The 25,350-nt window shown below is 55.1% G+C and carries 28 protein-coding genes, 1 tRNA gene and 1 pseudogene; 18 read left to right on the top strand and 12 right to left on the bottom strand.

Annotated elements, in window-relative coordinates:
- Window positions 1-12: 12 nt before the first annotated feature.
- The 4 genes from ACR3E4_RS02040 (at window position 13) to ACR3E4_RS02025 (ending at window position 4,544) form a co-directional block, all read left to right on the top strand.
- Entirely contained in the window at window positions 13-393 is a 381-nt protein-coding gene (locus ACR3E4_RS02040) for a response regulator transcription factor (protein ID WP_480535935.1), read from the top strand.
- The gene (locus ACR3E4_RS02035) at window positions 390-710 is read left to right on the top strand and encodes a hypothetical protein (RefSeq protein ID WP_480535936.1); all 321 of its coding nucleotides are present in this window, start codon (window positions 390-392) and stop codon (window positions 708-710) included. The genes ACR3E4_RS02040 and ACR3E4_RS02035 overlap by 4 nt, the downstream gene beginning before the upstream one ends.
- Window positions 698-3,379 (top strand): ATP-binding protein, encoded by a 2,682-nt coding sequence (locus ACR3E4_RS02030; protein WP_480535937.1) that lies wholly within the window; start codon window positions 698-700, stop codon window positions 3,377-3,379. The genes ACR3E4_RS02035 and ACR3E4_RS02030 overlap by 13 nt, the downstream gene beginning before the upstream one ends.
- Before the next feature lie 76 nt (window positions 3,380-3,455).
- Window positions 3,456-4,544 carry a FliM/FliN family flagellar motor switch protein gene (locus ACR3E4_RS02025; RefSeq protein WP_480535938.1) on the top strand — a complete coding sequence of 363 codons (1,089 nt, stop codon included), beginning with the start codon at window positions 3,456-3,458 and terminating at the stop codon, window positions 4,542-4,544.
- A 5-nt stretch (window positions 4,545-4,549) separates the two neighbouring features.
- Here the strand turns inward: ACR3E4_RS02025 and ACR3E4_RS02020 are convergent, their stop codons facing one another.
- From ACR3E4_RS02020 to ACR3E4_RS02005, 4 genes are read right to left on the bottom strand one after another with little or no spacing between them, the layout of a single operon-like run.
- Window positions 4,550-4,978: a protein tyrosine phosphatase family protein gene (locus ACR3E4_RS02020; RefSeq protein WP_480535939.1), complete on the bottom strand. Its 429-nt coding sequence runs from the start codon at window positions 4,976-4,978 to the stop codon at window positions 4,550-4,552.
- Window positions 4,979-4,987: 9 nt separating this feature from the next.
- Window positions 4,988-5,419, bottom strand: a complete 432-nt coding sequence (locus ACR3E4_RS02015; protein ID WP_480535941.1) for a DUF6691 family protein — start codon at window positions 5,417-5,419, stop codon at window positions 4,988-4,990.
- Complete coding sequence (locus ACR3E4_RS02010; protein ID WP_480535943.1) at window positions 5,419-5,847, bottom strand: YeeE/YedE family protein; 429 nt, start codon at window positions 5,845-5,847, stop codon at window positions 5,419-5,421. Before ACR3E4_RS02010 ends, ACR3E4_RS02015 begins: the two co-directional genes overlap by 1 nt.
- Before the next feature lie 25 nt (window positions 5,848-5,872).
- Complete coding sequence (locus ACR3E4_RS02005; protein ID WP_480535944.1) at window positions 5,873-6,736, bottom strand: MBL fold metallo-hydrolase; 864 nt, start codon at window positions 6,734-6,736, stop codon at window positions 5,873-5,875.
- 242 nt (window positions 6,737-6,978) lie between these two features.
- Here ACR3E4_RS02005 and ACR3E4_RS02000 point away from each other — a divergent pair, with 242 nt between their 5' ends.
- Window positions 6,979-7,194 carry a hypothetical protein gene (locus ACR3E4_RS02000; RefSeq protein WP_480535945.1) on the top strand — a complete coding sequence of 72 codons (216 nt, stop codon included), beginning with the start codon at window positions 6,979-6,981 and terminating at the stop codon, window positions 7,192-7,194.
- Between the two features lie 9 nt (window positions 7,195-7,203).
- On the opposite strand, the gene ACR3E4_RS01995 is transcribed toward ACR3E4_RS02000, so the two are convergent.
- The gene (locus tag ACR3E4_RS01995) at window positions 7,204-7,422 is read right to left on the bottom strand and encodes a hypothetical protein (RefSeq protein ID WP_480535967.1); all 219 of its coding nucleotides are present in this window, start codon (window positions 7,420-7,422) and stop codon (window positions 7,204-7,206) included.
- A 166-nt stretch (window positions 7,423-7,588) separates the two neighbouring features.
- Here ACR3E4_RS01995 and ACR3E4_RS01990 point away from each other — a divergent pair, with 166 nt between their 5' ends.
- Both ACR3E4_RS01990 and ACR3E4_RS01985 read left to right on the top strand, forming a co-directional pair.
- Complete coding sequence (locus ACR3E4_RS01990) at window positions 7,589-7,798, top strand: DUF2312 domain-containing protein (RefSeq protein WP_480535947.1); 210 nt, start codon at window positions 7,589-7,591, stop codon at window positions 7,796-7,798.
- A 103-nt stretch (window positions 7,799-7,901) separates the two neighbouring features.
- Window positions 7,902-8,162 (top strand): DUF2312 domain-containing protein, encoded by a 261-nt coding sequence (locus ACR3E4_RS01985; RefSeq protein ID WP_170804684.1) that lies wholly within the window; start codon window positions 7,902-7,904, stop codon window positions 8,160-8,162.
- Between the two features lie 176 nt (window positions 8,163-8,338).
- Here the strand turns inward: ACR3E4_RS01985 and ACR3E4_RS01980 are convergent, their stop codons facing one another.
- The 3 genes from ACR3E4_RS01980 to ACR3E4_RS01970 form a co-directional block, all read right to left on the bottom strand.
- Window positions 8,339-8,464, bottom strand: a complete 126-nt coding sequence (locus tag ACR3E4_RS01980) for a hypothetical protein (protein WP_480535948.1) — start codon at window positions 8,462-8,464, stop codon at window positions 8,339-8,341.
- Between the two features lie 132 nt (window positions 8,465-8,596).
- Window positions 8,597-9,610, bottom strand: coding sequence for a GlxA family transcriptional regulator (locus ACR3E4_RS01975; protein WP_480535949.1), 1,014 nt, complete (start codon window positions 9,608-9,610; stop codon window positions 8,597-8,599).
- 610 nt (window positions 9,611-10,220) lie between these two features.
- Window positions 10,221-10,853, bottom strand: coding sequence for a tyrosine-type recombinase/integrase (locus tag ACR3E4_RS01970; protein WP_480535950.1), 633 nt, complete (start codon window positions 10,851-10,853; stop codon window positions 10,221-10,223).
- A gap of 208 nt (window positions 10,854-11,061) precedes the next feature.
- Here ACR3E4_RS01970 and ACR3E4_RS01965 point away from each other — a divergent pair, with 208 nt between their 5' ends.
- Window positions 11,062-12,942, top strand: coding sequence for a tetratricopeptide repeat protein (locus ACR3E4_RS01965; RefSeq protein WP_480535952.1), 1,881 nt, complete (start codon window positions 11,062-11,064; stop codon window positions 12,940-12,942).
- A 396-nt stretch (window positions 12,943-13,338) separates the two neighbouring features.
- On the opposite strand, the gene gntR is transcribed toward ACR3E4_RS01965, so the two are convergent.
- Window positions 13,339-14,373 (bottom strand): HTH-type transcriptional regulator GntR, encoded by a 1,035-nt coding sequence (gntR, locus tag ACR3E4_RS01960; RefSeq protein ID WP_480535953.1) that lies wholly within the window; start codon window positions 14,371-14,373, stop codon window positions 13,339-13,341.
- 128 nt (window positions 14,374-14,501) lie between these two features.
- Between gntR and ACR3E4_RS01955 the strand changes: the two genes are divergently transcribed.
- The 7 genes from ACR3E4_RS01955 (at window position 14,502) to ACR3E4_RS01925 (ending at window position 21,262) form a co-directional block, all read left to right on the top strand.
- Window positions 14,502-15,521, top strand: a complete 1,020-nt coding sequence (locus ACR3E4_RS01955) for a TRAP transporter substrate-binding protein (RefSeq protein ID WP_480535955.1) — start codon at window positions 14,502-14,504, stop codon at window positions 15,519-15,521.
- 75 nt (window positions 15,522-15,596) lie between these two features.
- Complete coding sequence (locus ACR3E4_RS01950; protein ID WP_480535956.1) at window positions 15,597-16,157, top strand: TRAP transporter small permease subunit; 561 nt, start codon at window positions 15,597-15,599, stop codon at window positions 16,155-16,157.
- Window positions 16,158-16,160: 3 nt separating this feature from the next.
- On the top strand, window positions 16,161-17,489 hold the full coding sequence (locus ACR3E4_RS01945; RefSeq protein ID WP_480535957.1) for a TRAP transporter large permease: 1,329 nt from the start codon (window positions 16,161-16,163) through the stop codon (window positions 17,487-17,489).
- An 8-nt stretch (window positions 17,490-17,497) separates the two neighbouring features.
- Entirely contained in the window at window positions 17,498-19,285 is a 1,788-nt protein-coding gene (locus tag ACR3E4_RS01940) for an IlvD/Edd family dehydratase (protein WP_480535958.1), read from the top strand.
- Window positions 19,286-19,293: 8 nt separating this feature from the next.
- Entirely contained in the window at window positions 19,294-20,223 is a 930-nt protein-coding gene (locus ACR3E4_RS01935) for a sugar kinase (protein ID WP_480535960.1), read from the top strand.
- Window positions 20,220-20,867: a bifunctional 4-hydroxy-2-oxoglutarate aldolase/2-dehydro-3-deoxy-phosphogluconate aldolase gene (gene eda / locus ACR3E4_RS01930; RefSeq protein ID WP_480535962.1), complete on the top strand. Its 648-nt coding sequence runs from the start codon at window positions 20,220-20,222 to the stop codon at window positions 20,865-20,867. The genes ACR3E4_RS01935 and eda overlap by 4 nt, the downstream gene beginning before the upstream one ends.
- Before the next feature lie 5 nt (window positions 20,868-20,872).
- Window positions 20,873-21,262 (top strand): methylglyoxal synthase, encoded by a 390-nt coding sequence (locus ACR3E4_RS01925; protein ID WP_480535964.1) that lies wholly within the window; start codon window positions 20,873-20,875, stop codon window positions 21,260-21,262.
- Window positions 21,263-21,541: 279 nt separating this feature from the next.
- Here the strand turns inward: ACR3E4_RS01925 and ACR3E4_RS01920 are convergent, their stop codons facing one another.
- A complete protein-coding gene (locus ACR3E4_RS01920; RefSeq protein WP_480535965.1) occupies window positions 21,542-21,814 on the bottom strand; it encodes a hypothetical protein in 273 nt (90 codons plus the stop codon).
- A gap of 104 nt (window positions 21,815-21,918) precedes the next feature.
- Between ACR3E4_RS01920 and ACR3E4_RS01915 the strand changes: the two genes are divergently transcribed.
- Window positions 21,919-22,676 (top strand): IS5 family transposase gene (locus tag ACR3E4_RS01915; RefSeq protein WP_480536684.1). Its coding sequence is split into 2 segments (ribosomal slippage): window positions 21,919-22,243 and window positions 22,243-22,676, totalling 759 coding nucleotides; the frame shifts between segments, so codons are not numbered across the junction.
- Between the two features lie 26 nt (window positions 22,677-22,702).
- Window positions 22,703-22,819: pseudogene (locus ACR3E4_RS01910) on the top strand (GapR family DNA-binding domain-containing protein); the annotation flags it as partial.
- Window positions 22,820-22,828: 9 nt separating this feature from the next.
- Here ACR3E4_RS01910 and ACR3E4_RS01905 read toward each other — a convergent pair.
- The gene (locus ACR3E4_RS01905; protein ID WP_480536098.1) at window positions 22,829-23,722 is read right to left on the bottom strand and encodes a hypothetical protein; all 894 of its coding nucleotides are present in this window, start codon (window positions 23,720-23,722) and stop codon (window positions 22,829-22,831) included.
- A gap of 612 nt (window positions 23,723-24,334) precedes the next feature.
- On the opposite strand from ACR3E4_RS01905, the gene ACR3E4_RS01900 reads away from it, so the two are divergent.
- Window positions 24,335-24,410: transfer RNA gene (locus ACR3E4_RS01900), tRNA-Thr, on the top strand.
- 232 nt (window positions 24,411-24,642) lie between these two features.
- Here the strand turns inward: ACR3E4_RS01900 and ACR3E4_RS01895 are convergent.
- Complete coding sequence (locus ACR3E4_RS01895) at window positions 24,643-25,302, bottom strand: hypothetical protein (protein WP_480536097.1); 660 nt, start codon at window positions 25,300-25,302, stop codon at window positions 24,643-24,645.
- Window positions 25,303-25,350: the final 48 nt, after the last annotated feature.

Genomic DNA, 25,350 nt, shown 5'->3' with positions numbered 1-25,350 from the left:
GGAATTGCAAATATGAGCCGTAAGGTTCTGTTGATCGAGGATGAGCCCAACATCACCGAGGCGATCCGGTTTCTGCTGACGCGCGAGGGCTGGCAGGTTGAAACCCATGCCGAGGGTACGGATGCGGTGCAGGTAGTTTTGGCCGCCCGGCCCGATCTGGTCATTCTGGATGTGATGCTGCCGGGCAAAAGCGGGATGGATATTTTGCGTGATCTGCGCGAGCACGATGAGATGCGGGGCCTGCCGGTTCTGATGCTCACCGCGCGCGGCCAATCCCGCGACCGCGAGATGGCCGAACAGGCCGGGGTCAGTCGCTTCATGACCAAACCGTTCTCGAATACCGAGGTTCTGACGGCGGTGCGCGACCTGCACGCTCAGGCCTCGCGGTCATGAGCCTGCCAGACGAGGGCAAGGAGTCCGCCGCGCCGGTTCGGCCGTCGCTGTTTCTGGAACGCCAAAGCTATCGCCGGCGCAGGCTGGCCGATGCGGCACGGCTGCTGCCGTTTCTGGGCGCGGCGATGCTGGCGCTGCCATTGCTGTGGCCGGATAGCAGTCAGGAGGCCGAGGCGCTGCCGCTGTCGGCGGCGATGTTCTATATCTTCGCGTGCTGGGGTGTTCTGATCCTGATCAGCCTGATCTTCGGATTTGCCGCCAGACGTATGGCGGCGCGTGAAAATGCCGAACCCGAGGCAGAGCCATGGCAACGCTGAACGTTCTGATTCTGGTTTGTCTGGGCTATGTCGTGCTGCTTTTCGGTGTAGCCTTTGCCGCTGACCGGCTTGCCGCGCGCGGCGGCGGGAAGTGGCTGCGTTCACCGCTGATCTATACCCTGTCGCTGTCGATCTACTGCACCGCCTGGACCTTCTACGGCGCTGTCGGAAACGCCGCACGGTCGGGGCTGGAATTCGTAACCATCTATCTGGGGCCAACACTGGTGATGGTCAGCTGGTGGTGGGGTCTGCGCAAGCTGGTGCGGATTGGACGCAGCCAGCGTGTGACCTCAATCGCTGACCTGATCTCATCTCGTTACGGCAAGTCCAATACGCTGGCGGTCTGCGTGACCATTCTGGCCGTTCTGGGCGGTACGCCCTACATCGCGCTGCAGTTGCAGTCGATCACGCTGTCCTTCTCGATCTTTGCCGAGGCAGACCCAACCGGTCTGTATCGCGAAGGGTCCAGCGTGTTCTGGGTGGCCACGGGGCTGGCGGTGTTTGCCATCCTGTTCGGCACCCGGAATCTGGACGCGAATGAGCGGCACCATGGTGTTGTAACGGCCATCGCGCTGGAATCGGTGGTCAAACTGTTTGCCCTGCTGGCGGTTGGTATCTTCGTGGTCTGGGGCATTGCCGGTGGGATCGGGCCGATGATGGACCGGATCGATGCCTCGGAAATCGGTCAGTGGCATGTGGATGCGGGGCGCTGGACCACGTTCATATTCCTTTCGGCAGCGGCCTTCGTCTGCCTACCGCGAATGTTTCAGGTGATGGTCGTTGAAAACGACGATGAGAGCCATCTGCGCACCGCAGCCTGGGCCTTTCCGCTGTATCTGCTGTTGATGAGCCTGTTTGTGGTGCCGATTGCCGTGGTCGGGCTGGACCTGTTGCCGGAAGGGTCGAACCCGGATTTGTTCGTGCTGACGGTGCCGCTGTCTCAGGGCAATGACTGGCTGGCGATGCTGTCCTTCATTGGTGGCTTTTCGTCGGCCACGTCGATGGTCATCGTGACGGCGATGGCGCTGTCGACCATGGTGTCAAATCACGTGGTCATGCCGATCTGGCTGAATACCCAAGAGGGCACGGGCTCGATCTCGGGGGATGTGCGGACAATCGTGTTGATGGCGCGGCGGGTGTCGATTGCCGTCATCATGGCGCTGGGCTTTTTCTACTATCGGCTATCCGGTGGCGGTGCGGCGTTGGCGTCAATCGGGTTGGTGGCTTTTGCTGGGATTTCACAGATTTTGCCTGCGCTCGTGGGTGGTCTGTTCTGGCGCGGGGCGACCCGCACCGGCGCGCTGGTCGGGCTGAGCGTCGGGTTCCTTCTGTGGATATACACGCTGCTGCTGCCCGGCATGGGCGGTGGGCTGATCCCCTTGTCGGTGATCGAGAACGGCCCCTTCGGCTGGGGCTGGCTGCGCCCGCAGGCCCTGTTCGGGATCGAAGGAATCGATCCGATGGTGCACACGGTCATGTGGTCTTTGTCGTTGAATACCATTGCCTTCTGCGTTGCTTCGATGCTCAGTTTCCCCAGCCCCCTTGAGCGTCTGCAGGGCGCGCAATTCGTCAATGTTTTCGATCATTCTGTTGCCCCGCGAGGCTGGAGCGGATCGGTGGCGCAGAGCGAAGACCTGATGATCATGACCCAGCGGATTCTGGGCACGCTGCCCGCGCAGGAGTTCTTTCAGGCCGAGGCCGAACGCCAGAATGGCCGCCCCGGACGCCTGCCGGAACCCACGCCGCAGTTTCTGGAACGCCTCGAGCGTGAGTTGAGCGGCTCGGTCGGTGCGGCAACCGCGCATGCGATGATCGGTCAGATCGTTGGCGGTGCCTCGGTCTCGGTCGAGGACCTGCTGGCGGTGGCCGACGAATCCGCCCAATTGCTTGAATATTCCGGCCAGCTTGAGGCGAAATCGACCGAGCTCAGCCGCACCGCCCGGCAATTGCGTGAAGCGAATGCGAAACTGACTCAGGTTTCGATGCAGAAGGATGCCTTTCTCAGTCAGGTCAGTCACGAATTGCGAACTCCGATGACCTCGATCCGCGCGTTCTCGGAAATCATGCGCGACAGCGATGGTCTGAGCGATGCGGAGCAGACCCGCTATGCCGCGATTATTCATGACGAGGCGCTGCGTCTGACCCGCCTTCTGGATGACCTTCTGGATCTGAGCGTGCTGGAAAGTGGTCAGGTCAGTCTGAACATGGGCGATGCGACTTTGAGCCAGGTTCTGGATCGTGCAGTGTCGAGCGCGCTGGCGGGCGGCGAGCGGAAACTGGCGGTCAAACGCGTGCGACCGACCGAACGCATTCAACTGCACACCGATCTGGATCGACTGGGGCAGGTGTTCATCAACCTGATCTCGAACGCGCAGAAATATTGCAATGCGGCTGAACCGGTGCTGACCATTTCCGCTCATGACGTGGGCGGGCAGGTGGTGATCGATTTCATCGACAATGGCAGCGGCATCCCGCTTGAGGCGCAATCGATGGTTTTCGAGAAATTCGCCCGCGTCGGATCTGACAAGGCGGGCGGTGCAGGGCTGGGTCTGGCGATCTGTCGCGAGATCATGCAGCGCCTCGGGGGTGAGGTTGCTTATCTGCCGGGGCAGGGCGGTGCGGGTTTCCGGGTCAGCCTGCCGCTGGCCTATCGGCAGGCAGCGCAATAACGACCGTATAAAGATATTCGTAACGCTCGGCGGTCTACACCTAGGGTTGAAGATCGACAGATGGCGGAATCGAACGATGACAGGTCAGGCCAACACAGCTTTGGCGCGGAAGCTTTCGGCAGGTCAGGAAGGTGTGGCCGAGCCGCCGCGTTCTATTCTGCGTGCCCTGCGGTTGAGTCTGGCACGGGCTGCGGGTGAGGGGTTTGGGCTGCCCCTCTCGGTGATCGGTGCGAAGCAGTCCAGCCGTGCACAGGCGGATTTGGCCGATAAGGTGCCGGACGGCTGGTTGTTGTTGGTTTTTTCAACCACACAGGCGGGGCCGGCGGCGATATGCTTGGACCCGGGATGTGTCTCGGCCATTGTTCAGCAGCAGACAATCGGGATGGTGACTTCTGGCCCACCCTCTGATCGCGCCTTTACCGATACGGATGCGGCGATGGCGGCACCGCTGTTCGAAGATATGATGGGCCGTGCCTGCGCGCTTGTTGAGGCCCCGGTGGATGCGGAAATACTGCCGGGTTTTGAATATAGTACCCGGGCTGAGACTGTACGTGCGTTGACGCTTGCCATGGCGGATGATCGATATCGCGTGGCGGACCTGACGGTTGAACTGGCCGGCGGGGCGCAGCAAGGCGAGATCTGCTTTGTGCTGCCTGACCCACCGCCATCTGACGACGGGCAGGCCGCGCAAGCGGATCCCGCGGGACGAAATCTGGAGCAGGCGTCCGGGGTAATGCGGGCCGAGTTGACGGCCGTGCTGTCCCGCATCTCTCTGCCATTGACCGAATTGTCCGCGCTGGCGGTTGGAGACGTTCTGCGGCTGACCGGCTCAAAGCTGGACAAGGTTCAGGTTCTGACCATCGAACGGGGCCGGCTGGCGGTTGGGCGGCTGGGGCAATGCGGCGGTATGCGGGCCGTTCGGATCAACGAACATCAGGCTGCGGCTCTGACCCATGTTGAGCCGCAGCCATTTATGGCCAGCCAGACCGGCGCGTTGCATGATACCGGAAGTGCGCAATCCGCATTGAACAGCGTCGAGACGGTGGATGGTCTGGATATTGCCCATCCATCCGATGCAGGGGACATGTTGGCGATGGGCTCAGATCAGTTGATTTCGGAGATTTCGCAACTCGCCCGTATTTCAGGCGAGGAAGGGGAGGGCTGAGGACCTCAGCCCTGACCTCTCATCTGATCCAGCGCCGGGCGCAGGCCATCCAGCGCGTAGCCCGCCTTGCTGGTCGCATCCAGGATATCGTCCGTGCTCAGCCGGTCGCATTGTCCCAATGCCCAGACCACCGAACACCTTGTGCCCGAGGCGCAATAGGCCAGCACAGGCCCGCTGCAATTCTCGGCCATGTCACGCTGCAGGGCGACGTTTTCCGGTGTCATCGTCTGGTGTGTCAGTTCCAGCACCTCATATTCCATCCCGGCGTCACGCACGGCCTGACCGATCGCATCGGATTGCTGATCTGGTGGTACCTCGACATTGGGACGGTTGCAGATCACCTTGACAAATCCTGCCTCGGCAATGGCTGGCACGTCCTCGATCGTGATCTGAGGCGAGACGGCATAGCGGGGGGTAATCGGTCGAATCTCCATGACAGTTGCTTAGGCCGCGTTTGCCATCCTGTCCAGTTGCGCCCCCACTTTCGGAGCAGCAAACATGCCCGCAATCATCGCACTCAGGAACACAATCCCGCCAACTCCGCCATAGCTGAGCGAGGCCATCGCCGGGCCGGGGCACAGACCGGCCAATCCCCAGCCGACGCCGAACAGCACCGAGCCGACGATCAACCGCCGATCAAGTTCGACCCGGGGCGGCGTTGGAAAGGCACCGCCCACCACTGGCGCACCCTTGCGGGTCAGGCGCCAGGCCACCAGCATCGGCAATATCGCACCGCCCATGACGAAGGCCAGGGTCGGGTCCCAGTTGCCGAAGACGTCCAGCCAGCCCTGAACTTTGGTGGTGTCGGTCATGCCCGAAATCAAAAGCCCGGTGCCGAACAGAGATCCGGCGAGAAATGCAAACAGACCGCGCATCAGATCACCCCCAAAGTATGGCGAAACAGGACGACCGTCAGCCCGCCTGCCAGAATGTAGAACACGGTAGCGACAATGCCCCGCAACGAGAACCGGGATATGCCGCAGACCCCATGCCCGGACGTGCAGCCATTGGCGATACGGGTCCCCACGCCCACCAGCAGCCCGGCCATGATCACAATGGCCAGATCGCCCGTCAGATGAGTTTGCGTCTGCGGTGCGATCAACGGACGCAGCAGAAACGGCATCCCGATCAGCCCGGCCAGAAACGCCAGCCGTTCGGCCATCACACTGCGGTCGCTGCGTTCCAGCAACCCGCCGAGAATGCCGCTGGCGCCCATGATGCGCCCATTACACAGCAGGTAGACGGCGGCACCCAGGCCGATCAGCAGCCCTCCTGCAAGGCCCCAGAACCATTCGATCATCATAGTCGGTTCCTCTTTTCTTTGGGTCTTACAGCTTGTTGACCGGAATTTTCATGAAGATATCGCCCTTTTCATCAGCAGGCGGCATCTGACCGGCCCGCATATTGACCTGCAAGGAGGGCAGGATCAGGCGCGGCATCGACAGTGTGGCGTCGCGGGCATCGCGCATTTCAACGAATTCCTCGATGCTGCGGCCCTGACCGATATGGATGTTCAGCGCCTTTTGCTCGCCCACCGTGGTCTCCCAGGCATATTCATCCCGACCGGGTGCTTTGTAATCGTGGCCGACATAGATGCGCGTCTCATCCGGCAGCGACAGGATCTTCTGGATCGAGGCATACAGATCCGCAGACGACCCCCCCGGGAAGTCGCAGCGCGCGGTGCCGAAATCGGGCATGAACAGCGTGTCCCCCACAAATGCGGCATCGCCGATGACATAGGTCATACAGGCCGGAGTATGACCGGGCGTGTGCAGAACATCCCCACGCATCTGCCCGATGTGAAAGCTGGACCCTTCGGCAAACAGCGCGTCGAATTGGCTGCCATCGCGCTGGAACTCGGTCCCTTCGTTGAAGACTTTGCCGAACGTGTCCTGCACGACGACGATATTCTCGCCAATCCCGATTTTGCCGCCCAGCTTTTCCTGCAGATAGGGCGCGGCAGACAGATGATCGGCGTGGACATGGCTTTCCAGTAGCCACTCGACCTTGAGACCCTGCTCTTGCACATACTCAATGATCTGGTCCGCCGAATGCGTATCGGTGCGCCCAGAGGCATGATCGAAATCCAGAACGCTGTCGATAATGGCACAGGCCTGACCTTGGGGTTCTTGCACCACATATGACACAGTAAAGGTCTGTGGGTCGAAGAAGGCTTTCACAATGGGCGTCATGAGGATCTCCGTGGGGATGATTTCATATATTGATAGCCGAATGTGACGCGAGTTCCAAATCACGAATTGATGTCTGTCAAGGCAAACCGCTTTTTGTTTGCCTATCCTATAAGCGAGGCGCGATGCATCGCCGGTTTTCTGCTGTCTCTCGGCAAGAATTTGCGAAGCTTCGATCGGGTCTCATGTTGATCTTATTTCTGTTACGTATATCAGTCAGAGTGGCATTAAGTGGGAGGACGCAAATGACTGCTCAAGATCTCTACACCGAAGCAAAGCGACTCGAACAAAAGCTGGACGGTGCATGCCTGGACACGCGGCTGGCACTGCAGCCCAGTGTCAGCAAGGTGCTGGACAAGATGCGGGCGCGGGGCGTTCAGATCCCGTCGCGGCTGCGGCGGCTGGATGCTGCGCTGGCTGAGGATGCGCTGGAAGCGCGGTTCGACAATATGCCGGTTTGACCCGGTTGGTCATCCAAAGGAAATGCCAAGGATGACCAGCATCAATCCGATGACGGACAGGAACAAAGACGCAAGGTTCCAGGGCAGAACAGCCTGAACGGCGGCGCGTAATTCGTCATCGGACAGGCCGGATTTGCGCGCCTTCATCACGCGCAGAATGCACCAGACAAGACCAAGCAACCCGGCCAGAGACAGGGCGGCCCCGCCCCAGACGATCATGTCGAACATGGTTTCCATCACCATCTTTGTGAACTGTGACCGCGCTTAGCGGATCAGTGCGCGGCAGACAAGCCTGCCGTACCGAATGCAAGCTTGCGGTCAGACGGGCAGCGATGTATCCGGCAAACTGCCCGGTGATCCGGCACCTCAATTTCAGCCCTTGGGAGAGACGTAGATGGAAGACATCACCGAAGATCAGGCCGCAGCCAACTATCGCGTGACCGCAGGCGAGCTGCGCCAGTTCGTAGAACGGTTCGAACGTCTGGAGGCCGAAAAGAAAGACATTGCCGATCAACAAAAAGAGGTCATGGCCGAAGCCAAGGCGCGTGGCTACTTTTACCCCCATTTTTGTGTGACCATGATGGAAAATCAAATAGTTAACTAGGACACATGTGACTTAACGCCAACTCTAGGTGTTAAAGCAATAAACAACTCACAGTCTTTGCTTTCGGGCAAAACGGAAAGCAGCTCAAAAAAGGGTCGGGTTTTTGGATCAAGACACACAATCAGAAAACTATCGCGTAACCGCAGGTGAACTTCGTCAGTTTGTAGAGCGGATAGAACGGCTGGAAATCGAGAAAAAGGACCTCTCGGATCAGATCAAAGAAGTTAAAGCGGAAGCGCGTGGCAGAGGTTACGATGTTCGTGTGCTCACGAAACTGATCGCCATGCGCAAGCGTGACAAGGACGACATCGCCGAGGAAGAAGCCGTTCTTGAAATGTACAAAGAAGCGCTTGGTATGACCTAAAGCCGGGTCGATGAGCCAGCCCCGAAACTCTTACTAATTGCGCATGGAGTAGTGAGTGGGGCTGGCGAACGCCATGGCGAGAGACACAGCATTGCTATCTGGGGCGGAGACCTCAATCATCGCAGCCCTAGATTGTGGCATGGTTGTCCTTGGCAATCCCTGTTAAGTATCTGAATTCAAAAGAAATACCGCTCTCGCATTGCAATAAACGGAGGAAAGGTGCCTCGAAATTCAAGACGATCCGCGATTTTCTGCACGCTTTCACGATCCAATTGATCGAGTGCTTGGAAGATATCGGCCAATCTGTTTCCTTTCCGGTTGGAAATAACTACGGCAGCGACCGAGTTCTCCAATACACCTTAATCATAAAGTCACCAAATAACTGCTTCGAGCCCTTAGCATTCAATAGGAATACCAATCTAGAACGCCGTCCGTCAGGTGTAGCTAGAAAATCGAGATAGGCCGAACATTTTGCGGTGTTCGACAGGGTTCAGTCCTGTCTTTCGCTTGAACAATCTCCTAAACGACGGCGTATCAGTATAACCAACCGCTTCTCCAACCTCCGCGACGGAGCAGTCGGTAGTTTCAAGCAACTGACGGGCCTCTTCAATACGCAGCGCCAAAACGTAATCTTGCGGTGACTTACTCGTTGCTTTGCGAAAGCGTCGTGCAAACGTAGTTGGCGGCAACCCGGAACGTCTAGCCATTTCTGCGACTGGGTTATCGATGGCGTAATTTTCAGAAATCCATAATTGAGCCCGTGAGATTATGGCGTCTGCATGGGGTGCCGTAGTGATCATTGAACTGAATGGTGACTGAAGTTCTCCGCGGTTGGCCATAAGCCAGACTTTTGCTGCCCGTACCGCCCTTTGCGTGCCGCCGTAATGCGCGATCAGGAACGTAGCGAGTTCCTGCCACCCGGTTGTCCCACCCGACGTTACGGGTCCGCGAGACGCATCAGCAAAGCAAAGACCACGGTCGATGCGAAGCCGCACATTCGGATAAAACCTCCGAAAAAGGCCTTCCCAAGCCCAATGTGTGGTCGCTTCAACCCCATCCAAAATACCTATTTCCGCCAAATAAACCGCCCCTGTACAGGCTGACACGATACGCGTCTTGGCCAAGTCGCGCTTAGCAAGCCACGCTAAACAAGGATGTTGTTGGGGGTCGAACCGGTCGTGCGGTGAAATTGTCAGTCCAGGAACTACAATAAGATCAGCGTCGCCTGCGTTCTTAAATGTCTTGTCTGGCGCGATCCACACGCCACTTCCGCAACGAAATCCCTCGGTGTCTGGGCCAACGAGGCTAACGTCAAACACCGGATCAGGCTCCTCACCGCTCACCAGGTGTTCCCAATCCCGCCCTGCGGCCACCAAAGTGTCATACAGGCCAAACACGCTGGAGGCGCTGGTTTCTGGGGTGGCAACGATCTGAACCGAAAATGGCATCGGGAAAATTCCCAAAGTGGTGAATTTGCCCCCTTTTTAGCTGTTCCGCCACTCACGCCCAACGAAAAATGTCGCGCAGTCTTCAAGGGCACCTAGCCCGCTGGAGGTATTAATGAAGATGAACGCAGTTTGGAGTATATTTTTCGACATTGAAAAGCAGACTTTCCCAAAGAGGTCCGCCTCAGGGGGACTCAGCCCAACAGACGACCAAGGAAGAGGAACCGGCAACTGCAAAGTGACGGAAGAGATGTGGAATTCGGTGATCTATCTTGGATCAGGCGGTTCACTGGTGAGAGACCGTTAACCAGAGCAATTTCGTTGTCCGCTTCGTCCGCTCCTCGATGGTCGGCTCTGCCAGCAGCGAAGGTGCGGTCTCGGTTCGAGTCAGATCGACGCCTTCGAACGGCTGCTTCGGCGACATACGCTGCATCGCAGTAATGGGCATGCCGCGATTGCGAAAGCATGCTGCGTCAGCGAGGGCCCGAAATCGAAGGTCGGCAAAGTCCGCTTCTCGGGATTTGCAAAGCCCGACGATGAAGGTCCGGTTTGGGCTGATAGTTCTACTCTCGGGGTTCGCGCAAAAAAGGCCGCTCGAAAGCGGCCTGATGGATCACACCTCGGTGGCTTCCGCGATGGCGAGTGCGTCTTCGATGTCAACACCCAGGTAACGCACTGTACTGTCCATCTTGGTGTGACCAAGCAATAGCTGCACTGCTCGCAAGTTACCTGTTCTACGATAAATCTGCGCCACTTTTGTGCGTCGCATTGAATGGGTCCCATATTGGCTGGGATCAAGCCCAATCGAAGCGACCCATGACTGAACCAACCTCGCGTACTGACGAGTAGAAATATGCAGCCGATGCTGAAAACGCCCTGGCCACAAGTACTCGGATCTTTTCATCGCAGGTTGTTTCAGCCAATTCAAAAGCGAGTTTCGCGTACCACTACTAATTTCAAAACGAACGGGTATCTTTGTCTTGCTTTGGTTGACAGACGCGCGTTCCTTTACTTGTCCAGCGGCAAATACGTCTGCAACTTTAAGGCGAACAAGATCGCAACCACGGAGCTTACTATCTATTGCTAAATTGAAGAGTGCTAAGTTCCTATGATCTTCTGAAATTTTTAAGCGAACGCGTATTGCCCAGACATGCCTTGGCAAAAGCGGGCGCTTCTGGCCAATAACCCGACCTTTGTTCCACGCAGATCGGCCAACTCGAATGACGGGTAGATTTAAAGCTTGCATGACGAATACTCCACACCGCCACGCACCACCTCATCGCCCACACAGTGTCAGCGTCTATTGGTTACCATGCTTGGTCTCCGTCATGAAAAATCTGACTTTGTCGAAGCCTGACCGGCGCCTCAAATATGCGATTTGGTATAGGGCGAATAGCAGAACTATGGATTCAATAGATCAGGATGGATAATCTTGGGTCTAGGGGAGAACGGGAGTGGAACGCCGCCTTACCACTATCTTGAGTATTGACGTCGTGGGCTACTCGCGACTGATGGAATGCGATGAGGCAGCGACGCTGGCAGCACTAAAGTCGCATCGGTCTGAACTCATTGACCCCTTTGCGGCGAGTTATGGTGGCAAGACGATCAAATTGATAGGTGATGGTGCTCTACTGGAGTTCGAAAGCACCGTACAGGCAATGAAATTTGCCGTTTCTGTTCAAAACGAAATGCTCTCTCGAAATTCGGACGTTCCAGAAAGCGAACGAATTGTGTTTCGGATCGGCATCAATATCGGAGATGTGATTGCCGAGGATGGAGACATTTATGGTGATGGCGTCAATGTCGCCGCTCGACTTGAAGGCTTGGCTGAGCCTGGAGGTATTTGCATTCACCGCAGCGTAAGGGACCAGGTACAGGACAAGCTGGATCTGAATTTCGAGGATCTGGGTGAGACCGAAGTCAAAAACATAGAGAGACCAGTCCGAGCCTTCGAAATCGTTCTGGATGACAAGGCCAAGGCTTTGGCTTTATCAAAACCAATTGCGCATACGAAACCAACGATATCCAAGTGGGCGCCAACTCTAATCGGTGCAGCATGCATCTGTTTGGTGCTGGTTTCGGTCGTATGGTGGCGATCCAGAGATGTGGCACCCCTGACCGAACAAGAGGAGTTTGCGCTTGCCATCCCAGACGAACCGTCCATCGTCGTTTTGCCCTTTGAGAACCGCTCAAAAATTGAAGAGGTCGGCTATCTGGCAGAAGGTTTTGGAGCAGCAATCACGACGCAGCTTTCGAAGTTTCCACAGCTATTTGTGATTGCTGGTTCTACTTCGATTACCTTTGCGGACAGCTTGGCCAAACCGCGAGAAATAGGTCGAGAGCTCGGTGTGCGATATGTTCTGTCAGGTAGCGTTCAGAGCGTTGGCGAGAATATTTCGATTAACTCAACACTGATAGAGACAGAGTCGGGGCACGCTCTATGGTCGGAACAATATGACGTTGGCGTCGAAGAATTGTTTTCCGCTCAGGCCGACCTTATTCGGGAAATCGCATCCACCCTAAAAATTGTAGTTGAGGAAGAAGAAATCGCTTCGCTTAGGAAACGGCCAACCGATGATCTAGAAGCGTATGAACTTTTTCTGAGGGCTGTCGCCAAAAGCAAGCTGCTGAATACTGCGAGTCGGCAAGAGGCAATTGAACTACTGGAACGAGCCATAGTGCTCGATCCAGACTACCTTTCTGCACATATTGAATTGAGCGGTCGCTACCTTAGTCTTTGGCGCTTTGGTGGGTCGGACGATCCAGAAACCGCGCTGAACAAAGCCCGCAGGCACGCACAGCGTGCGTTAGAACTGGATCAATCGGACTATCGCGTTCAACACCGCTTGGGCCAGCTACATTTGTTTGCTGACCACGATCATCAACTCGCATACCAGGCATTTCAGCGGGCAATACGGGAGAACCCCAATGATCCTGAGGTTCTATATGGTATGGGCTTTCTACGGTCGCTTATGGGTGAGCCAGCCGAAGCGATTGAGTGGAACAACAAGGCAAAAAAGGTCAACCCGCGTTATCCCGGCTGGTACAATTTTAACGCGGCCCTTTCTCATTTCTTAATCAGAGATTACAAACAGGCAATTCTGCTGGCAAAAACCGGTATCTCAACTTATCCAAAGTCGCTTCCTCCGCGCCGTATCTTGGTCGCAACTCTTGCTGAAATGGGACGTCTGGAAGATGCACAGGTTGAAGCAAAGAAATTACTCGAAATCCGGCCGGACTTCCGTGTTTCTACACACAGAAACACACCCTTTATGCATACTGAGGACCAGGACCGGTATTTTGGTGCGATGGTTGCTGGTGGATTGCCCGAATAGAAAGGTTTTCATATCCCGGATACTGGCTGTATGCGCGGTTTCCACTTTTGGTAGCATCGTTGCATGAACGGACCAATCCGCTCCTCGGGATCAACAAACATCGCTGTTGAATGTCTGGTTTGGGCTGCCACCGGCCAATCATGCCTGCTGCGTAGAATGGCCACACTTAGCCCAAACTGACAAAGGCTGCAATAAACACAAATTTCAGTTAACCGCTGGAAAGCCGGCATCGGCTGATTTTTGACTCGTACCTGCCATTGGTCGCACCAATTTGCACATTGGTGGACTATTGGTGAACCAGCTATTCGCTTCTGCGTCTAAATCCAAAAGGCCACCACAAAACACAGTTGGCCGCATCAATGGTGATACAATTGTGTTGCGTGCATAAAATAGCCCTTAAAGGAGCTCTCTGTTTGTGGAGCCACGCGAAACCATCTCAAAACCGAGGTCAACTTTCGTATTCAACTCGACCGTTTCTGCCTCCAACGCGTCAACAATCGTACTGACAGCTTTGCGTCCTATCTCATAACGGGGCGTTGAAATTGAAGTTAATCCAGGGCTCAGGTGTTTGCTCATTTCTAGGTCATTGAAACCGCAGATGCCCAGATCTTGCGGAATACGGATGCCGCGTCGCTGTGCCTCCAATAAAGCACCGATGGCAAGGTCATCGTTGTTGCAAAAAATGGCATCTGAATCAGGGGCACGCGCAAGAAGTTCGCTCAACAGTTCGGTGCCTAGAGTTACGGAGGAAGACGCGGACGTGACAACGACTCGATCCGAAGAAAAGAGACTGGCGTTGTTGCTCAGTTCCTTCTCGAAACCTGCAAGGCGTCGTTGCGTTCTCGGGTCCATTCGCGCACCCAAAAAGCCAATTCGTTCGTAACCGCGATCTCGCAAATGCCTTGCAGCTGCTGCACCCGCCTGAAAGTGAGAAAACCCAATCATATTGCCCGCAGCGTCTTCGTCGAAATCCATAATCTGGACGACAGGACAGCTCGCGGCAAGCAACAGGTCTTTGGACACCTTGGTTTGATCCAACCCCGACACGATTAAGCCCGCTGGTTTTTGACGCAAAAACCTTCTTATCAGCTTTTCTTCAGTAAGCGGTCTGTAGCGAATATTACCGATCTGGATGGAATAGGGTTTATCCTCAACTTCGTCGTATATGCCTCGAATGACATCTGAAAACACGCTGTTTGTTAGCGATGGGATCAATAGACCGATGATGTCGGTACGGTTGGAGGCGAGCGCTGAAGCGGCGGCGTCAGGGACATACCCCAGCTGGTCGACTGCGGCTTGAACCTTTTGACGCGACCTTGCTGACACGACATGAGGTGTTCGCAAAACACGTGAAACAGTGATTGCGCTAACACCCGCTGCATTGGCTACATCAATGAGGGTAATATTGCTCTTTTCCTTCGTTTTTCTCATGCTTTAAGTACATAACAGAAAACGTATGCTCTGCAATAGTTGACAAATGATTGCGCAATCATTACAAGAATGGTTGCGCAATCATTTTACGGTCGAATCTAAACGCTAGACCATCTTTGGGAGGAAACATGCGTAGTCACATTACAAAACTCACCGCGCTGACGGTGATCGGTGTAGCTTTGGCCGGAGCGGCCGCGGCTCAGGATTACAGCTTCCGCTTCCAGTCTTCGGACCCGGCGGGCAATGCGAACTTCATTCTTCAACAGTCTTGGGCTGAAGATGTAAGTGAACGGACGGGTGGAAAGGTCGCCATCGAACTGCTTCCCGTCGGCACAATCGTCGCGCACACCGAAACCCAAGACGCCGTGGCGGGCGGAATTCTGGACGGCCACTTTACCGACACATCATACTTTGCAGGCAAAGAGCCGGCGTTCGGCCTCATCGCCAACCCGGTTGGTGCATGGTCAGACCCAGAACAAATGTTCGACTTCATGGAGAACGGCGGTGGCAAAGAGCTTATGAACTCGCTGCTTGAACCTTATGGTCTGCACTTCATCGGAGCCACCACTCCTGGCCTCGAAGCGTTTTTGTCCAAAGTCCCGCTGAACGGCGTGGATGACCTGGCGGGTCTGAAAATGCGTGCTCCGGAAGGCATGGTGCAACGTGTGTTCGCAGCGGCCGGTGCGGCTCCGGTGAATCTGCCGGGCAGTGAGGTGTTCACCTCGCTCGACAAAGGTGTAATCGACGCGGCCGACTACACTGTGTTCTCGACCAACCACGAGCAGGGCATGCATGACATCGCAACGCACCCTGTGTATCCGGGCTTCCACTCGATGCCGCTGGTTGAGGTCAGCATAAACAAAGACACCTGGGACTCGCTGCCTGCCGATATTCAGGCCGCTTTGGAACAGAGCGTCTCTGACTTCGCGCGGATGCAGGTCAGCACTTTGGCCGAGCGGGATGCCGTCGCCGTCGCCGAAGCCGCTGAAGCAGGCGTAACCGTCCACGATTGGTCGGCCGAGGAACGCGCGCGCTTCCGCGCAATCGCAAAGGGCGAGTGGGAAGCGGCGGCTGGTTCTTCGGAAGCTTCCGCGCAGGTCTATGAAGCCCTGACCACCTACCTCAACGAAAACGGTTTGCTGAACTAAAAGCCAAAATCGAGCATAACGTCCCCGATGGGTTTTATCGGGGGCTTTTTTTTCGCCTTTGGGGGAGGGGTAGAAATGGCAAATCAAAGTGATGAACACACGCCCAAAAGGGCAGGCTCAACCGGCGCAATTCCCGAAGCGGGGTTCCTGGGGAAGGCAGTAAACACACTGGGAATTGTGTTTGGAGTCGCAATTCTGTCGTCCGCAGCAATTCTCTTTCTCGAAGTACTTCTTCGCTACGTCTTCAATAGCCCCACGATTTGGGCGCATGAGACCGTGATTTTCCTGACGGCAAGCTCCTTTATCTTTGGCGGTCTCTACGTAGCTGCACGCAACGCGCACATTCGGGTTGTGCTGATCTATGACCTGATTAGTCCAAAGAAACGCCGGGTTTTTGACGTCGTAATATCGCTCATTTGCAGTTTTGCGTGTGCGTTCTTTGCTTGGGCGTCATGGCAGAGTGTGGTCCGGGCCGTCTGGACCCCTGCGGGTGATTTCCGGCTCGAAACAACCGGCAGTGCCTGGGACCCGCCCACCGCCGGATTGGTAAAAGTTTTTCTGTTCGTCGTTCTTATACTGCTTGCTGTCCAGTTTGCGGTCCTCGCCTTCAACTACTTTAGAAAACAGGACGGCTGATCCATGGAATTTTTGTCACTGCTCACAGACTTCAAGGCCATGGGCATTGAATGGGCAACTTTAGTCATGTTCGTCATGTTGCTAGGGTTGTTGCTGACGGGCATGCCGCTGGCGTTCGTGACCCTGCTTGTTGCCCTGATCTTCGCCCTTGGGTGGTTCGGCCCAATGGCGGTTCCCCTTATCACCTCGCGAATATTCAGCTTCGTAAACAGCTTTGTTTTCGTCTCGGTGCCAATGTTCGTGCTGATGGCATCGATCCTGGACCGCTCAGGCATCGCAAAGGATCTATTTGACGCGATGCGTGTGGTCGGCGGTCGGCTGCGCGGTGGTGTTGCCATCCAAACATTGCTTGTGGCTGTTGTTCTTGCCGCGATGTCAGGCATCATCGGTGGCGAAGTCGTCCTGTTGGGCCTTCTGGCGCTGCCGCAAATGCTGCGTTTGGGGTATGATCAACGACTTGCTATCGGCGTATGCTGCGCCGGTGGAGCGCTTGGGACAATGATCCCACCCTCCATCGTGTTGATCATCTACGGTTTGACCGCAAGTGTCTCGATTGGCGACCTGTTTACTGCATCATTCCTGCCGGGCCTCATGCTGGCATCCTTCTACATCACCTATGTGCTGGTTCGGGCCTATCTCAACCCCGAAGTCGCGCCAGTACCGGAACCCGATGAAATTTCAACCAAAGAAAAGCTGCGCCTGCTTAAGGGGCTGATACTCCCGATTATCGTGGTCGTTGTCGTTCTCGGGTCCATTTATGGAGGGATTGCATCAGTTACTGAAGCCTCGGCAATGGGCGTGTTCGGTGTTGCTCTGTCTACTGTGATCCGCGGAGAATTTTCGTGGGAATTGCTAAAGGGCGCTGCGCTGCAAACCTTGTCGACCGTTGGTATGATCGTCTGGATCGGTATCGGCGCATCCGCTCTGGTCGGCGTATTCAACTTGATGGGCGGCATCAACTTTGTTTCGGGACTTATCGTCGGCGTCTCGGAGAACCCTACGGTCATCGTACTGCTGATGATGCTGATCCTGTTTGTGTTGGGCATGTTCCTCGACTGGGTCGGGATTGCTTTGCTGACGATGCCAATCTTTGTGCCCATCGTGCGTGACCTTGGTCTGGATCCGGTTTGGTTTGGCGTGGTCTTTGCAATGAATATGCAAGTCAGCTTTTTGTCTCCACCGTTTGGTCCGGCCGCATTCTATCTGAAATCAGTCGCGCCCGAGGGAATATCGCTCGGAGAGATTTTCCGTTCCTTGTTGCCCTTCATCGCAATGCAGGTGTTGGCGCTGGCGATCCTGATTGCGTTCCCCGGTGTAACCGGTCGCTGGTGAGGCATGAAATGAAAAAAACAAAGCTGCGGTCACAGGACTGGTTCAACAATCTTGACGACCCCGAGATGACGGCCCTCTATCTTGAGCGCTACCTGAACTACGGGCTAACAATCGAAGAACTTACATCTGATCGTCCCATCATCGCCATCGCACAAACGGGGAGCGATCTATCTCCTTGTAACCGACACCATCTGGAGTTGGCGCACCGCACGCGTGAAGCGATCCGCACAGCGGGTGGGATCGTACTGGAGGTTCCGGTTCATCCTATTCAGGAAACGGGCAAGCGGCCAACGGCGATGCTGGACCGCAACCTTGCTTACCTGAGCCTGGTCGAGACACTGTATGGCTATCCAATAGACGGCGTTGTTCTCACAATCGGATGTGACAAAACAACTCCAGCTATGTTGATGGCGGCTGCGACAGTCAATATCCCGACTATCGCGTTTTCAGTGGGACCGATGCTGAATGGTTGGCATGAAGGCGAGCGAGCGGGATCGGGAACCGTCATTTGGCAGGCGCGGCAAAAGTTCGCCGCAGGCGAAATCGACGCAAAAGGGTTTTTGCAAATCGCGGCGGCATCTGCTCCGTCCGTAGGGTACTGCAACACGATGGGCACGGCGTCCACGATGAATTCCCTTGCTGAAGCGCTGGGGATGCAACTGCCCGGATCCGCAGCCATTCCGGCGCCCTACCGAGAGCGTGGACAGATGGCCTATGCCACTGGCTTACGTATCGTCGAAATGGTCCGTGAAGATATCCGTCCCAGTGATATTATGACGCGTGAGGCCTTTGAAAACGCAATTGTGGTCGGGTCCGCGTTAGGTGGATCGACCAACGCCCCGATTCATCTGAACGCCATCGCGCGCCACTTGGGAATTGAGTTGAGCAACGACGACTGGGAACGGTTCGGCTTCAAAGTCCCATTGCTCGTGAACATGCAGCCCGCCGGTGAATATTTGGGTGAGGACTTCTTTCGCGCTGGCGGGGTTCCTGCGGTCGTTTCTGAATTGCTGGAAGCCGGGTTGCTTCCGCACCCAGAGGCAAAGGGCGCGAACGGAAAAACCATGGCCCAAAACTATACTGGGCAAACTGCCACCAACCGCGATGTCATCCGATCCGCAGACGACCCTCTGCTTTTCAACGCAGGCTTTCTGAACCTCAAAGGCAATCTGTTTGACAGTGCGCTGATGAAAACATCCGTTATCGACGCAGAGTTCCGTCAGCGATACCTGTCAGATCCGGCAAACCCCGATGCTTTTGAAGGGAGCGCAATCGTGTTTGATGGGCCCGAGGACTTTCACGCGAAGATAGACGATCCCGCATTGAGTATAGATGCGAACTGCATTCTGATCATGCGGGGGGCCGGGCCCAAAGGATATCCTGGCGGTGCCGAGGTGGTTAACATGCGGCCGCCGAGCTACCTGATAAAGCAGGGTATTCGCGCACTGCCTTGCATCGGAGATGGTCGGCAATCGGGCACTTCGGGATCAGCTTCGATCCTGAATGCGTCGCCTGAAGCCGCAGATGGCGGTGGCCTTGCACTTCTAAGAACCGGTGACCGAATTCGTGTGAATTTACGTGAAAGAACGGTCAATGCGCTTCTTACGCCGCAGGAGTTTGCCGAACGACGCGAGCAACTTGAAGCAGACGGCGGCTATCCTGTCCCGGAAAGCCAGTCACCTTGGCAGGAAATTTTCCGAAGCACTGTTTCGCAGTTTTCGGAAGGCATGGTGATGAAAGGTGCCCCCGAGTACCAAGACATCGCGCGCAGGTTTTCTTTGCGCAACAACCATTGAGCACTGGAATGGCTGAAATAGATCTCATTTGTGTCGGAGAACCACTGTTCGAGCTGAGCAACGTCGGGCCGGGTCAATGGCAGTCTGGAATTGGAGGCGACATCTCTAACGTGGCAGTTGCGGCCGCGCGGCAGGGCGTGCGTTCAGCAATTGTATCCTTCCTCGGTGATGATCCATTCGGTTCTGAGATTCGGAACTTCTGGCGTATGGAAGGCGTCAATGATGACTACGTCGAAACGTTGGCTGATGGTCAGACCGGTCTCTATCTCATCACTCATAGCGACGGCGAGCACCAATTTGAGTACCGCCGCGCTGGTTCGGCTGCATCACAACTTGGACCAGAACACCTTCGCGACGAGGTCTTTCAAAATGTCCCGATTGTCCATCTTTCGGGCATATCCCAGGCGATCAGCCAAACCACCCGTGCGGCCACAGAAAAAGCTATTGAGAAAACAAAACTCAGTGGCGGACGGGTGTCTTATGATCCAAATCTAAGACTAAAACTCTGGCCGTTACAGCAAGCCCGCCGGGTCATTCTGGAAACCATCAAAAAGGTGGACATTCTGCTACCTGGCCTCGATGACGCGCGCGTTCTGACGGGTCTGGAGCAGCCGGACGGCATTATTCGATGTTTTAAGGATCTTGGTCCATCAATTATTGCACTGACCATGGGTGAAGAGGGTGTTCTGGTGTCCTTTCAGGATGAGGTGCGGCACATTCCTGCGCCGAAGGTTCAAGCCGTCGATGCGAGCGGCGCCGGAGACTGCTTCGATGGCACATTTCTTTCGCAATTGATCGAGGGCCGCACTGTTTCAGAAGCCGCGATCTATGCCGCCTCGGCGGCCGCCTTGTCCGTTCAAGGCCATGGTGCCGCAAAGTCGATCCCAAAACGTGAGGCTGTGCTTGCATTGCTTCGGCACGAAGGAGGCAAGTTATGAGCCATCATTCCCAGCCAAAAAGCGAGCAATTGGTGGAAATCTGGAAGCTATGTCCGGTTATCCCGGTTCTGGAAGTTGAGCGCGCGGAAGATGCAGGCCCACTCGCGCAAGCCCTCTTGGCCGGTGGGCTCAGGGTGCTTGAAGTAACTTTGCGCACCGCTGATGCGCTAACGGCGATTTCTGAGATGGCTACGATCAAGGGTGCGGTGGTTGGTGCGGGAACTCTGCGAACACCCGAGGATGTTCGAGCGGCAAAGGAAGCGGGTGCGACCTTCGGAGTATCACCAGGCGCGACGGATTCCCTACTGGCTGCGTGCGAAGCCGAGGATTTGCCGATCTTGCCCGGCGCCGCCACCGCAAGCGAGGTGATGGCGTTGTTGGAAAAGGGCTATATGGCACAGAAATTCTTCCCCGCCGAAGCCAGCGGAGGGCAAGCCGCGCTCAAATCACTGGGTGAACCATTACCAAAGGCGATGTTCTGTCCCACAGGCGGTATCACTCCGCAAACAGCAAAATCCTACCTTAGTCTGAATAATGTTATGTGTGTTGGTGGCTCATGGATTGCTCCCAAAGACTTGGTCGCTTCGAAAAACTGGAAAGAGATCGAGAGCCGAGCGCAACTGACCTCGCAACTCAAGGAATAGGTGTCGTGTCAAAACCGAAGCCCAAGAAAATTGCTCTGATCGCGCATGATCTGAAGAAGAAGACTCTTGCCACGTGGGTCTTCAACAACCAAACCAAACTGAAACGCCACAAGATTTTTGCTACAGCGACGACAGGCGGCATTATTCAAGAGAGATGTTCTCAACTCCAGATCAACGTAACAAAGAGCGGTCCTCTCGGAGGCGACCAACAAATTGGAGCAATGATCGCAGAAGAACAGATTGATCTTTTGATTTTCTTCACAGATCCTTTGTCGCCTCATCCCCATGACGTTGATGTCAAAGCCTTGAGCCGACTTGCCGTTGTTTATGACGTGCCCATGGCCTGTAGTGGTGCGACCGCTGACTTGATTGCGGCTTCGGGCTTTTTGGACTGACTGCCTCATGTTCTTTTGAGCTGTTTCGCACGTTGAAACGAAGTTTGTTATAGTAGCTTTTGGGCGTACGGCACTTGATCGAGTTAGGTTTCGGTAGATGACGTTTGGTTTAACAACGATAAACGAGACCACGCGAAGCTTGCTGAAGTACCAATCCATGTTGATGAAGACCTCATCCTTGTTCTCGAATGATGTGATCGTCCTAACTTCCACAAAGTCATTGCTTATGCGACTGTCAAAGCTTTGGCTCGAAGTTCTGGTTTTTTGTGAATTTAAAGTTCAAGAACTGGTGTTCGCAAGGGTCAGCAATCGCTCCAATGCGTTAAGCTCACTCTTCAAGACAATTTCGGCTTGTTGAGGAGTAACTATGTCTCCGCCGTCGCATTGCAGCCCCAACCCGATCAGTCTCTCTTCGTCTCGAAAGCGCGCTAACAAGTTTCTGACCTCCTTCCGGTCTTGCGCGCTTACATCCTGAACAACAAAGATTTCTGGATTACCAGAGTGCTTCCCGGCCGCAACCTCCATCAAGGTTGAGATATCTACATCGGTCATTAGCCGTACTCCGTTAACAATCTGATGGAGGAGACGTCTAGGGTCAGGATGCATTGATTTCCCGAGCGCTGCGTGATTCACGGCTCCGAAAACAGAGCGGTGACATGAGCAATCTTTTCTGGCTGACCGACGCACAGATGGCGCGTCTGAAACCCTACTTTCCAAAGTCGCACGGTAAGCCAAGGGTCGACGACAGGCGGATTCTGAGCGGGATAATTTTCATCAACCGCAATGGGTTAAGGTGGCGCGACGCTCCTGAAGCCTATGGCCCACACAAGACGCTTTATAGCCGTTGGAAGCGCTGGAGCGAAAAGGGCATATTCGCGCGGATGATGGTGGGGCTAGCTGCCGAGCACGGCGAACAGAAGACAGTCATGATCGACGCGACCTACCTGAAGGCACATCGAACAGCGACCAGCATGGCCGCTAAAAAGGGGGGCGCGGTCGCCTGATTGGCCGGACCAAAGGTGGTATGAACACCAAGCTTCACGCCATTTGCTACAGCCAGGGACGACCGCTCGACCTCTTCATCACCGCCGGACAGGTCAGTGACTATATCGGCGCACGGGCATTGCTGGGCGGTTTGCCAAAGGTCGAATGGCTGCTCGGAGACCGAGGCTACGACGCCGACTGGTTCAGAGATGCGTTGAAAGACAAAGGGATACGCGCCTGCATCCCTGGACGAAAACAGCGCAAGAAGACCGTGAAATACGACAAGCGCCGATACAAACGGCGCAACCGCATTGAGATCATGTTCGGCAGGCTCAAAGACTGGAGACGCGTGGCAACCCGCTACGACAGGTGTCCCAAGGTCTTCCTCTCGGCCATCGCGCTCGCAGCCGTCGTCATCTACTGGTTATGAATCCTGACCCTAGCCAGGTGGGGGTAAAAGGCTACGACACCAAAGTGATGCGCAAAGTCATCGCGCTGCGCAAGCGCGACAAGGATGATATCGCCGAAGAAGAGGCGGTTCTGGAGATGTACAAAGAAGCGCTGGGCATGTAGCGCATCCTCTCAGGGCTTCAGAAAGCGAATGTCTGGCATGGTTTGCAATCGTGCCAGATCCTGTTCGTAAAGCTCTGTGAAGGCGCTGACCACATCCTGATCCCAGCCGGGCAGGTCAACTTCTTCCTCAATTTCGTCCGGCAGCGCGTATTCCTGAAAGATCGCCGCCAGACCAGCCTTCATCTGAGGGTCATTCGGGGGCAGGTTCAGTTGTTCCAGCTGCCGGATTTCGTGCTGCCCCGCCTCGGAGACGAGCGACGACAACAGGCCGTGCTCTTGCGTCAAAAGCTCACTTTCCGGAAATCCGGCCAGAGCACGCGCGATATCGCCCCAGATCAGGGGTGAATCCTCGTTGCTCCACAATGTAATGTTCACTTCCGGCGCCAGATCGCGCAGGTCTTCGATCATGGTCAGCCAGCTCAGGCAGCTGAGATCGGTGGTCGTCATTACCCGTTTCCGCTCGGGCTCGGAGAGGGACATCAGGACTTTGGGGATATAGCTTCCGGGATTGCGCAGGCTCACAAATAGCTCGACCGATGCGTCCGCAAAAAGCTGATCCATCTGCGCGATCCGTTTGCCGGCATGCGGGTAATATTGCCCATCCATAATGGCAGTGGCGGGTTCACCGATATAATCGGCACAAGACAGTATGCCGCGATCCAGAGACCGGCCTTTAGGGATCAGGTTTTGGAAACGTCCAATTGTGTCTTCTGCAGGAGGCCGGTCGCCAATTGGCCCTAGGGCGGGCCGAAAGGTATTCTTGTAGGCACGTGGCCCCCAGAAGGTTGCCCCGTTCTGGCCAATAGCCTGCGTGTTCGCTTTGAGCAGCCCGAGCACTCCGCCTTCGTCAGTGAAGTGCGCACCGGCGTGGATGGCCACCTGCATCGTTATATGTCCTTCCATCCGGCGGTCATGCTGATTGGGTTACAATCTGCGATCAATACAGTCAAATTGCTAATATGGCGAATATATAGGTCGAAAATTTGAAAGCGGTCATGGCCTGATTCTTGGAGACTGGGACGGAAGAAGGCGCCCGGTGAATCCTTTATATCCGGGGGAGTGATCATCTGGGCCATCAGACCATGTCTGAGGTCATACGGCTCTGATCGAACCCAGTTCTAGTGGTTTCCTGGCTACCTTCATACAAAGCGCAATTTGTTGATCGTAGGGATTGCCGCCCAAGGCTAACGCAGTCGTGCTTGCGTCCCTTCGGCATAGGCCAACAACGGATTTCTGGTTCTACATATGTGGGTTTGACAGGGATGATCCGCTTGCATCCTTGATGCCTGAAAGGTGGAAATCAGAGCTGGAGAACAGAGTTTCCGAGCCGGTGAATTAGCGGGTTGCGAGCTTGAAAATTTTGCCATATATGCCTGCTCATCCAGTCAGGCGCGGCCTAAGGAACATCAAGAATTGTATCCCAAGTTGCGCCTGAACTTTGTAACATAGCCGCGCGATTGGCTTGATCCGTAGACAAGAATGGATCTCGCATGATCACAAGGCAAAGTTATGAGTGCCCCTATAGCTCAGCTGGTAGAGCAACTGATTTGTAATCAGTAGGTCCGCGGTTCGAGTCCGTGTGGGGGCACCACTTCAAAATCAATGACTTGCAAGGTATTTCTCGCCCGTATCTGCGCTGCAATATCTGCGTTGGGGGACATATGGGGGACAAGGCACACAGTTTTTGCACCTAATCTGCCCTAAGGCCCTTCTCCGGGAAACAGCGCCTAACTTGGTGACGACGTATCGGCATCCATCAGAAACCATCAAAAACGCCGATTCTTTACTGCAGGCTGGAAGGGGCGAACAACGGTCTGTTCAAGTCACCCGAATGAAAGGCTCGTCATCGTGTAGTAGAACGGTTTTACCTCAGCATGAATTACGAGTTTCACTGACTTGTCATTGGGGGAAGTTGCGGGTGTCAGCAGTCTTTGCGTTTCGACGTTCAGCCGCGTCAGAAGCGTATCGTCTTCCATCAGTACATAAAACGGGTCTTCGCTGCTCTCAGGCTTCATTCCGTCAGACAGTTGGTTTATGTCAGGCAATCGGAGGGCATCGATAAGTGTTTTGATCCGGTTATCAATATCACCATGATTAGTGATAGAGCCCGGTGGATCGCGTCTGAGAAACAAAATGTCCAACGAGCAGTGGAGATGCAGTTTATCGCGAACCAACGGCAAAAATCTAAATCCACCGGCCTTGTATGCTTCGGGCAACAACTCGACCATAGGAACAGGTTTGTCGTTAGTCGAAGTCTTTAAGACTGGTCTTGGGAGCTGTGGGTGCTGAAGTTCAAAGGAAACTGGGCTTATTGCCCATTTGCTGAGGAACTTGTCCGTTTGCCAATGTTCTTTTAATTGCGGGTGAAACTGCTGTCGGATGGCATGTAGCCTCTCGTTGCCCCTTTTGCCTTTTTTGTTTTGGAGGGAAGGGAGTTCACCCTCATAGGTTAAAATCAGTTTCACAAAATCACCAAGCTCCAAGTTAGATAGTCCGGGGTTCACTTTTATACACCGTCAACAAAAGGTCCT

This window comes from Ruegeria sp. AP11 (genome assembly GCF_056535865.1).
This window is presented reverse-complemented; position numbering and strand designations above follow the sequence as displayed.

Excerpts from the sequence above, each read along its gene's own strand:
- ACR3E4_RS01950 (WP_480535956.1), top strand. The coding sequence starts at position 15,597 with ATGGCAAATCAAAGTGATGAACACACGCCCAAAAGGGCAGGCTCAACC.
- ACR3E4_RS01920 (WP_480535965.1), bottom strand. The coding sequence starts at position 21,814 with ATGACCGATGTAGATATCTCAACCTTGATGGAGGTTGCGGCCGGGAAG.
- ACR3E4_RS01935 (WP_480535960.1), top strand. The coding sequence starts at position 19,294 with ATGGCTGAAATAGATCTCATTTGTGTCGGAGAACCACTGTTCGAGCTG.
- ACR3E4_RS02010 (WP_480535943.1), bottom strand. The coding sequence starts at position 5,847 with ATGATGATCGAATGGTTCTGGGGCCTTGCAGGAGGGCTGCTGATCGGC.
- ACR3E4_RS02025 (WP_480535938.1), top strand. The coding sequence starts at position 3,456 with ATGACAGGTCAGGCCAACACAGCTTTGGCGCGGAAGCTTTCGGCAGGT.
- ACR3E4_RS02030 (WP_480535937.1), top strand. The coding sequence starts at position 698 with ATGGCAACGCTGAACGTTCTGATTCTGGTTTGTCTGGGCTATGTCGTG.
- ACR3E4_RS02035 (WP_480535936.1), top strand. The coding sequence starts at position 390 with ATGAGCCTGCCAGACGAGGGCAAGGAGTCCGCCGCGCCGGTTCGGCCG.
- eda (WP_480535962.1), top strand. The coding sequence starts at position 20,220 with ATGAGCCATCATTCCCAGCCAAAAAGCGAGCAATTGGTGGAAATCTGG.
- ACR3E4_RS01970 (WP_480535950.1), bottom strand. The coding sequence starts at position 10,853 with ATGCAAGCTTTAAATCTACCCGTCATTCGAGTTGGCCGATCTGCGTGG.
- ACR3E4_RS01955 (WP_480535955.1), top strand. The coding sequence starts at position 14,502 with ATGCGTAGTCACATTACAAAACTCACCGCGCTGACGGTGATCGGTGTA.
- ACR3E4_RS01905 (WP_480536098.1), bottom strand. The coding sequence starts at position 23,722 with ATGGAAGGACATATAACGATGCAGGTGGCCATCCACGCCGGTGCGCAC.
- ACR3E4_RS01945 (WP_480535957.1), top strand. The coding sequence starts at position 16,161 with ATGGAATTTTTGTCACTGCTCACAGACTTCAAGGCCATGGGCATTGAA.
- ACR3E4_RS02040 (WP_480535935.1), top strand. The coding sequence starts at position 13 with ATGAGCCGTAAGGTTCTGTTGATCGAGGATGAGCCCAACATCACCGAG.
- gntR (WP_480535953.1), bottom strand. The coding sequence starts at position 14,373 with ATGAGAAAAACGAAGGAAAAGAGCAATATTACCCTCATTGATGTAGCC.
- ACR3E4_RS02005 (WP_480535944.1), bottom strand. The coding sequence starts at position 6,736 with ATGACGCCCATTGTGAAAGCCTTCTTCGACCCACAGACCTTTACTGTG.
- ACR3E4_RS02015 (WP_480535941.1), bottom strand. The coding sequence starts at position 5,419 with ATGCGCGGTCTGTTTGCATTTCTCGCCGGATCTCTGTTCGGCACCGGG.
- ACR3E4_RS02000 (WP_480535945.1), top strand. The coding sequence starts at position 6,979 with ATGACTGCTCAAGATCTCTACACCGAAGCAAAGCGACTCGAACAAAAG.
- ACR3E4_RS01995 (WP_480535967.1), bottom strand. The coding sequence starts at position 7,422 with ATGTTCGACATGATCGTCTGGGGCGGGGCCGCCCTGTCTCTGGCCGGG.
- ACR3E4_RS01940 (WP_480535958.1), top strand. The coding sequence starts at position 17,498 with ATGAAAAAAACAAAGCTGCGGTCACAGGACTGGTTCAACAATCTTGAC.
- ACR3E4_RS01990 (WP_480535947.1), top strand. The coding sequence starts at position 7,589 with ATGGAAGACATCACCGAAGATCAGGCCGCAGCCAACTATCGCGTGACC.
- ACR3E4_RS01975 (WP_480535949.1), bottom strand. The coding sequence starts at position 9,610 with ATGCCATTTTCGGTTCAGATCGTTGCCACCCCAGAAACCAGCGCCTCC.
- ACR3E4_RS02020 (WP_480535939.1), bottom strand. The coding sequence starts at position 4,978 with ATGGAGATTCGACCGATTACCCCCCGCTATGCCGTCTCGCCTCAGATC.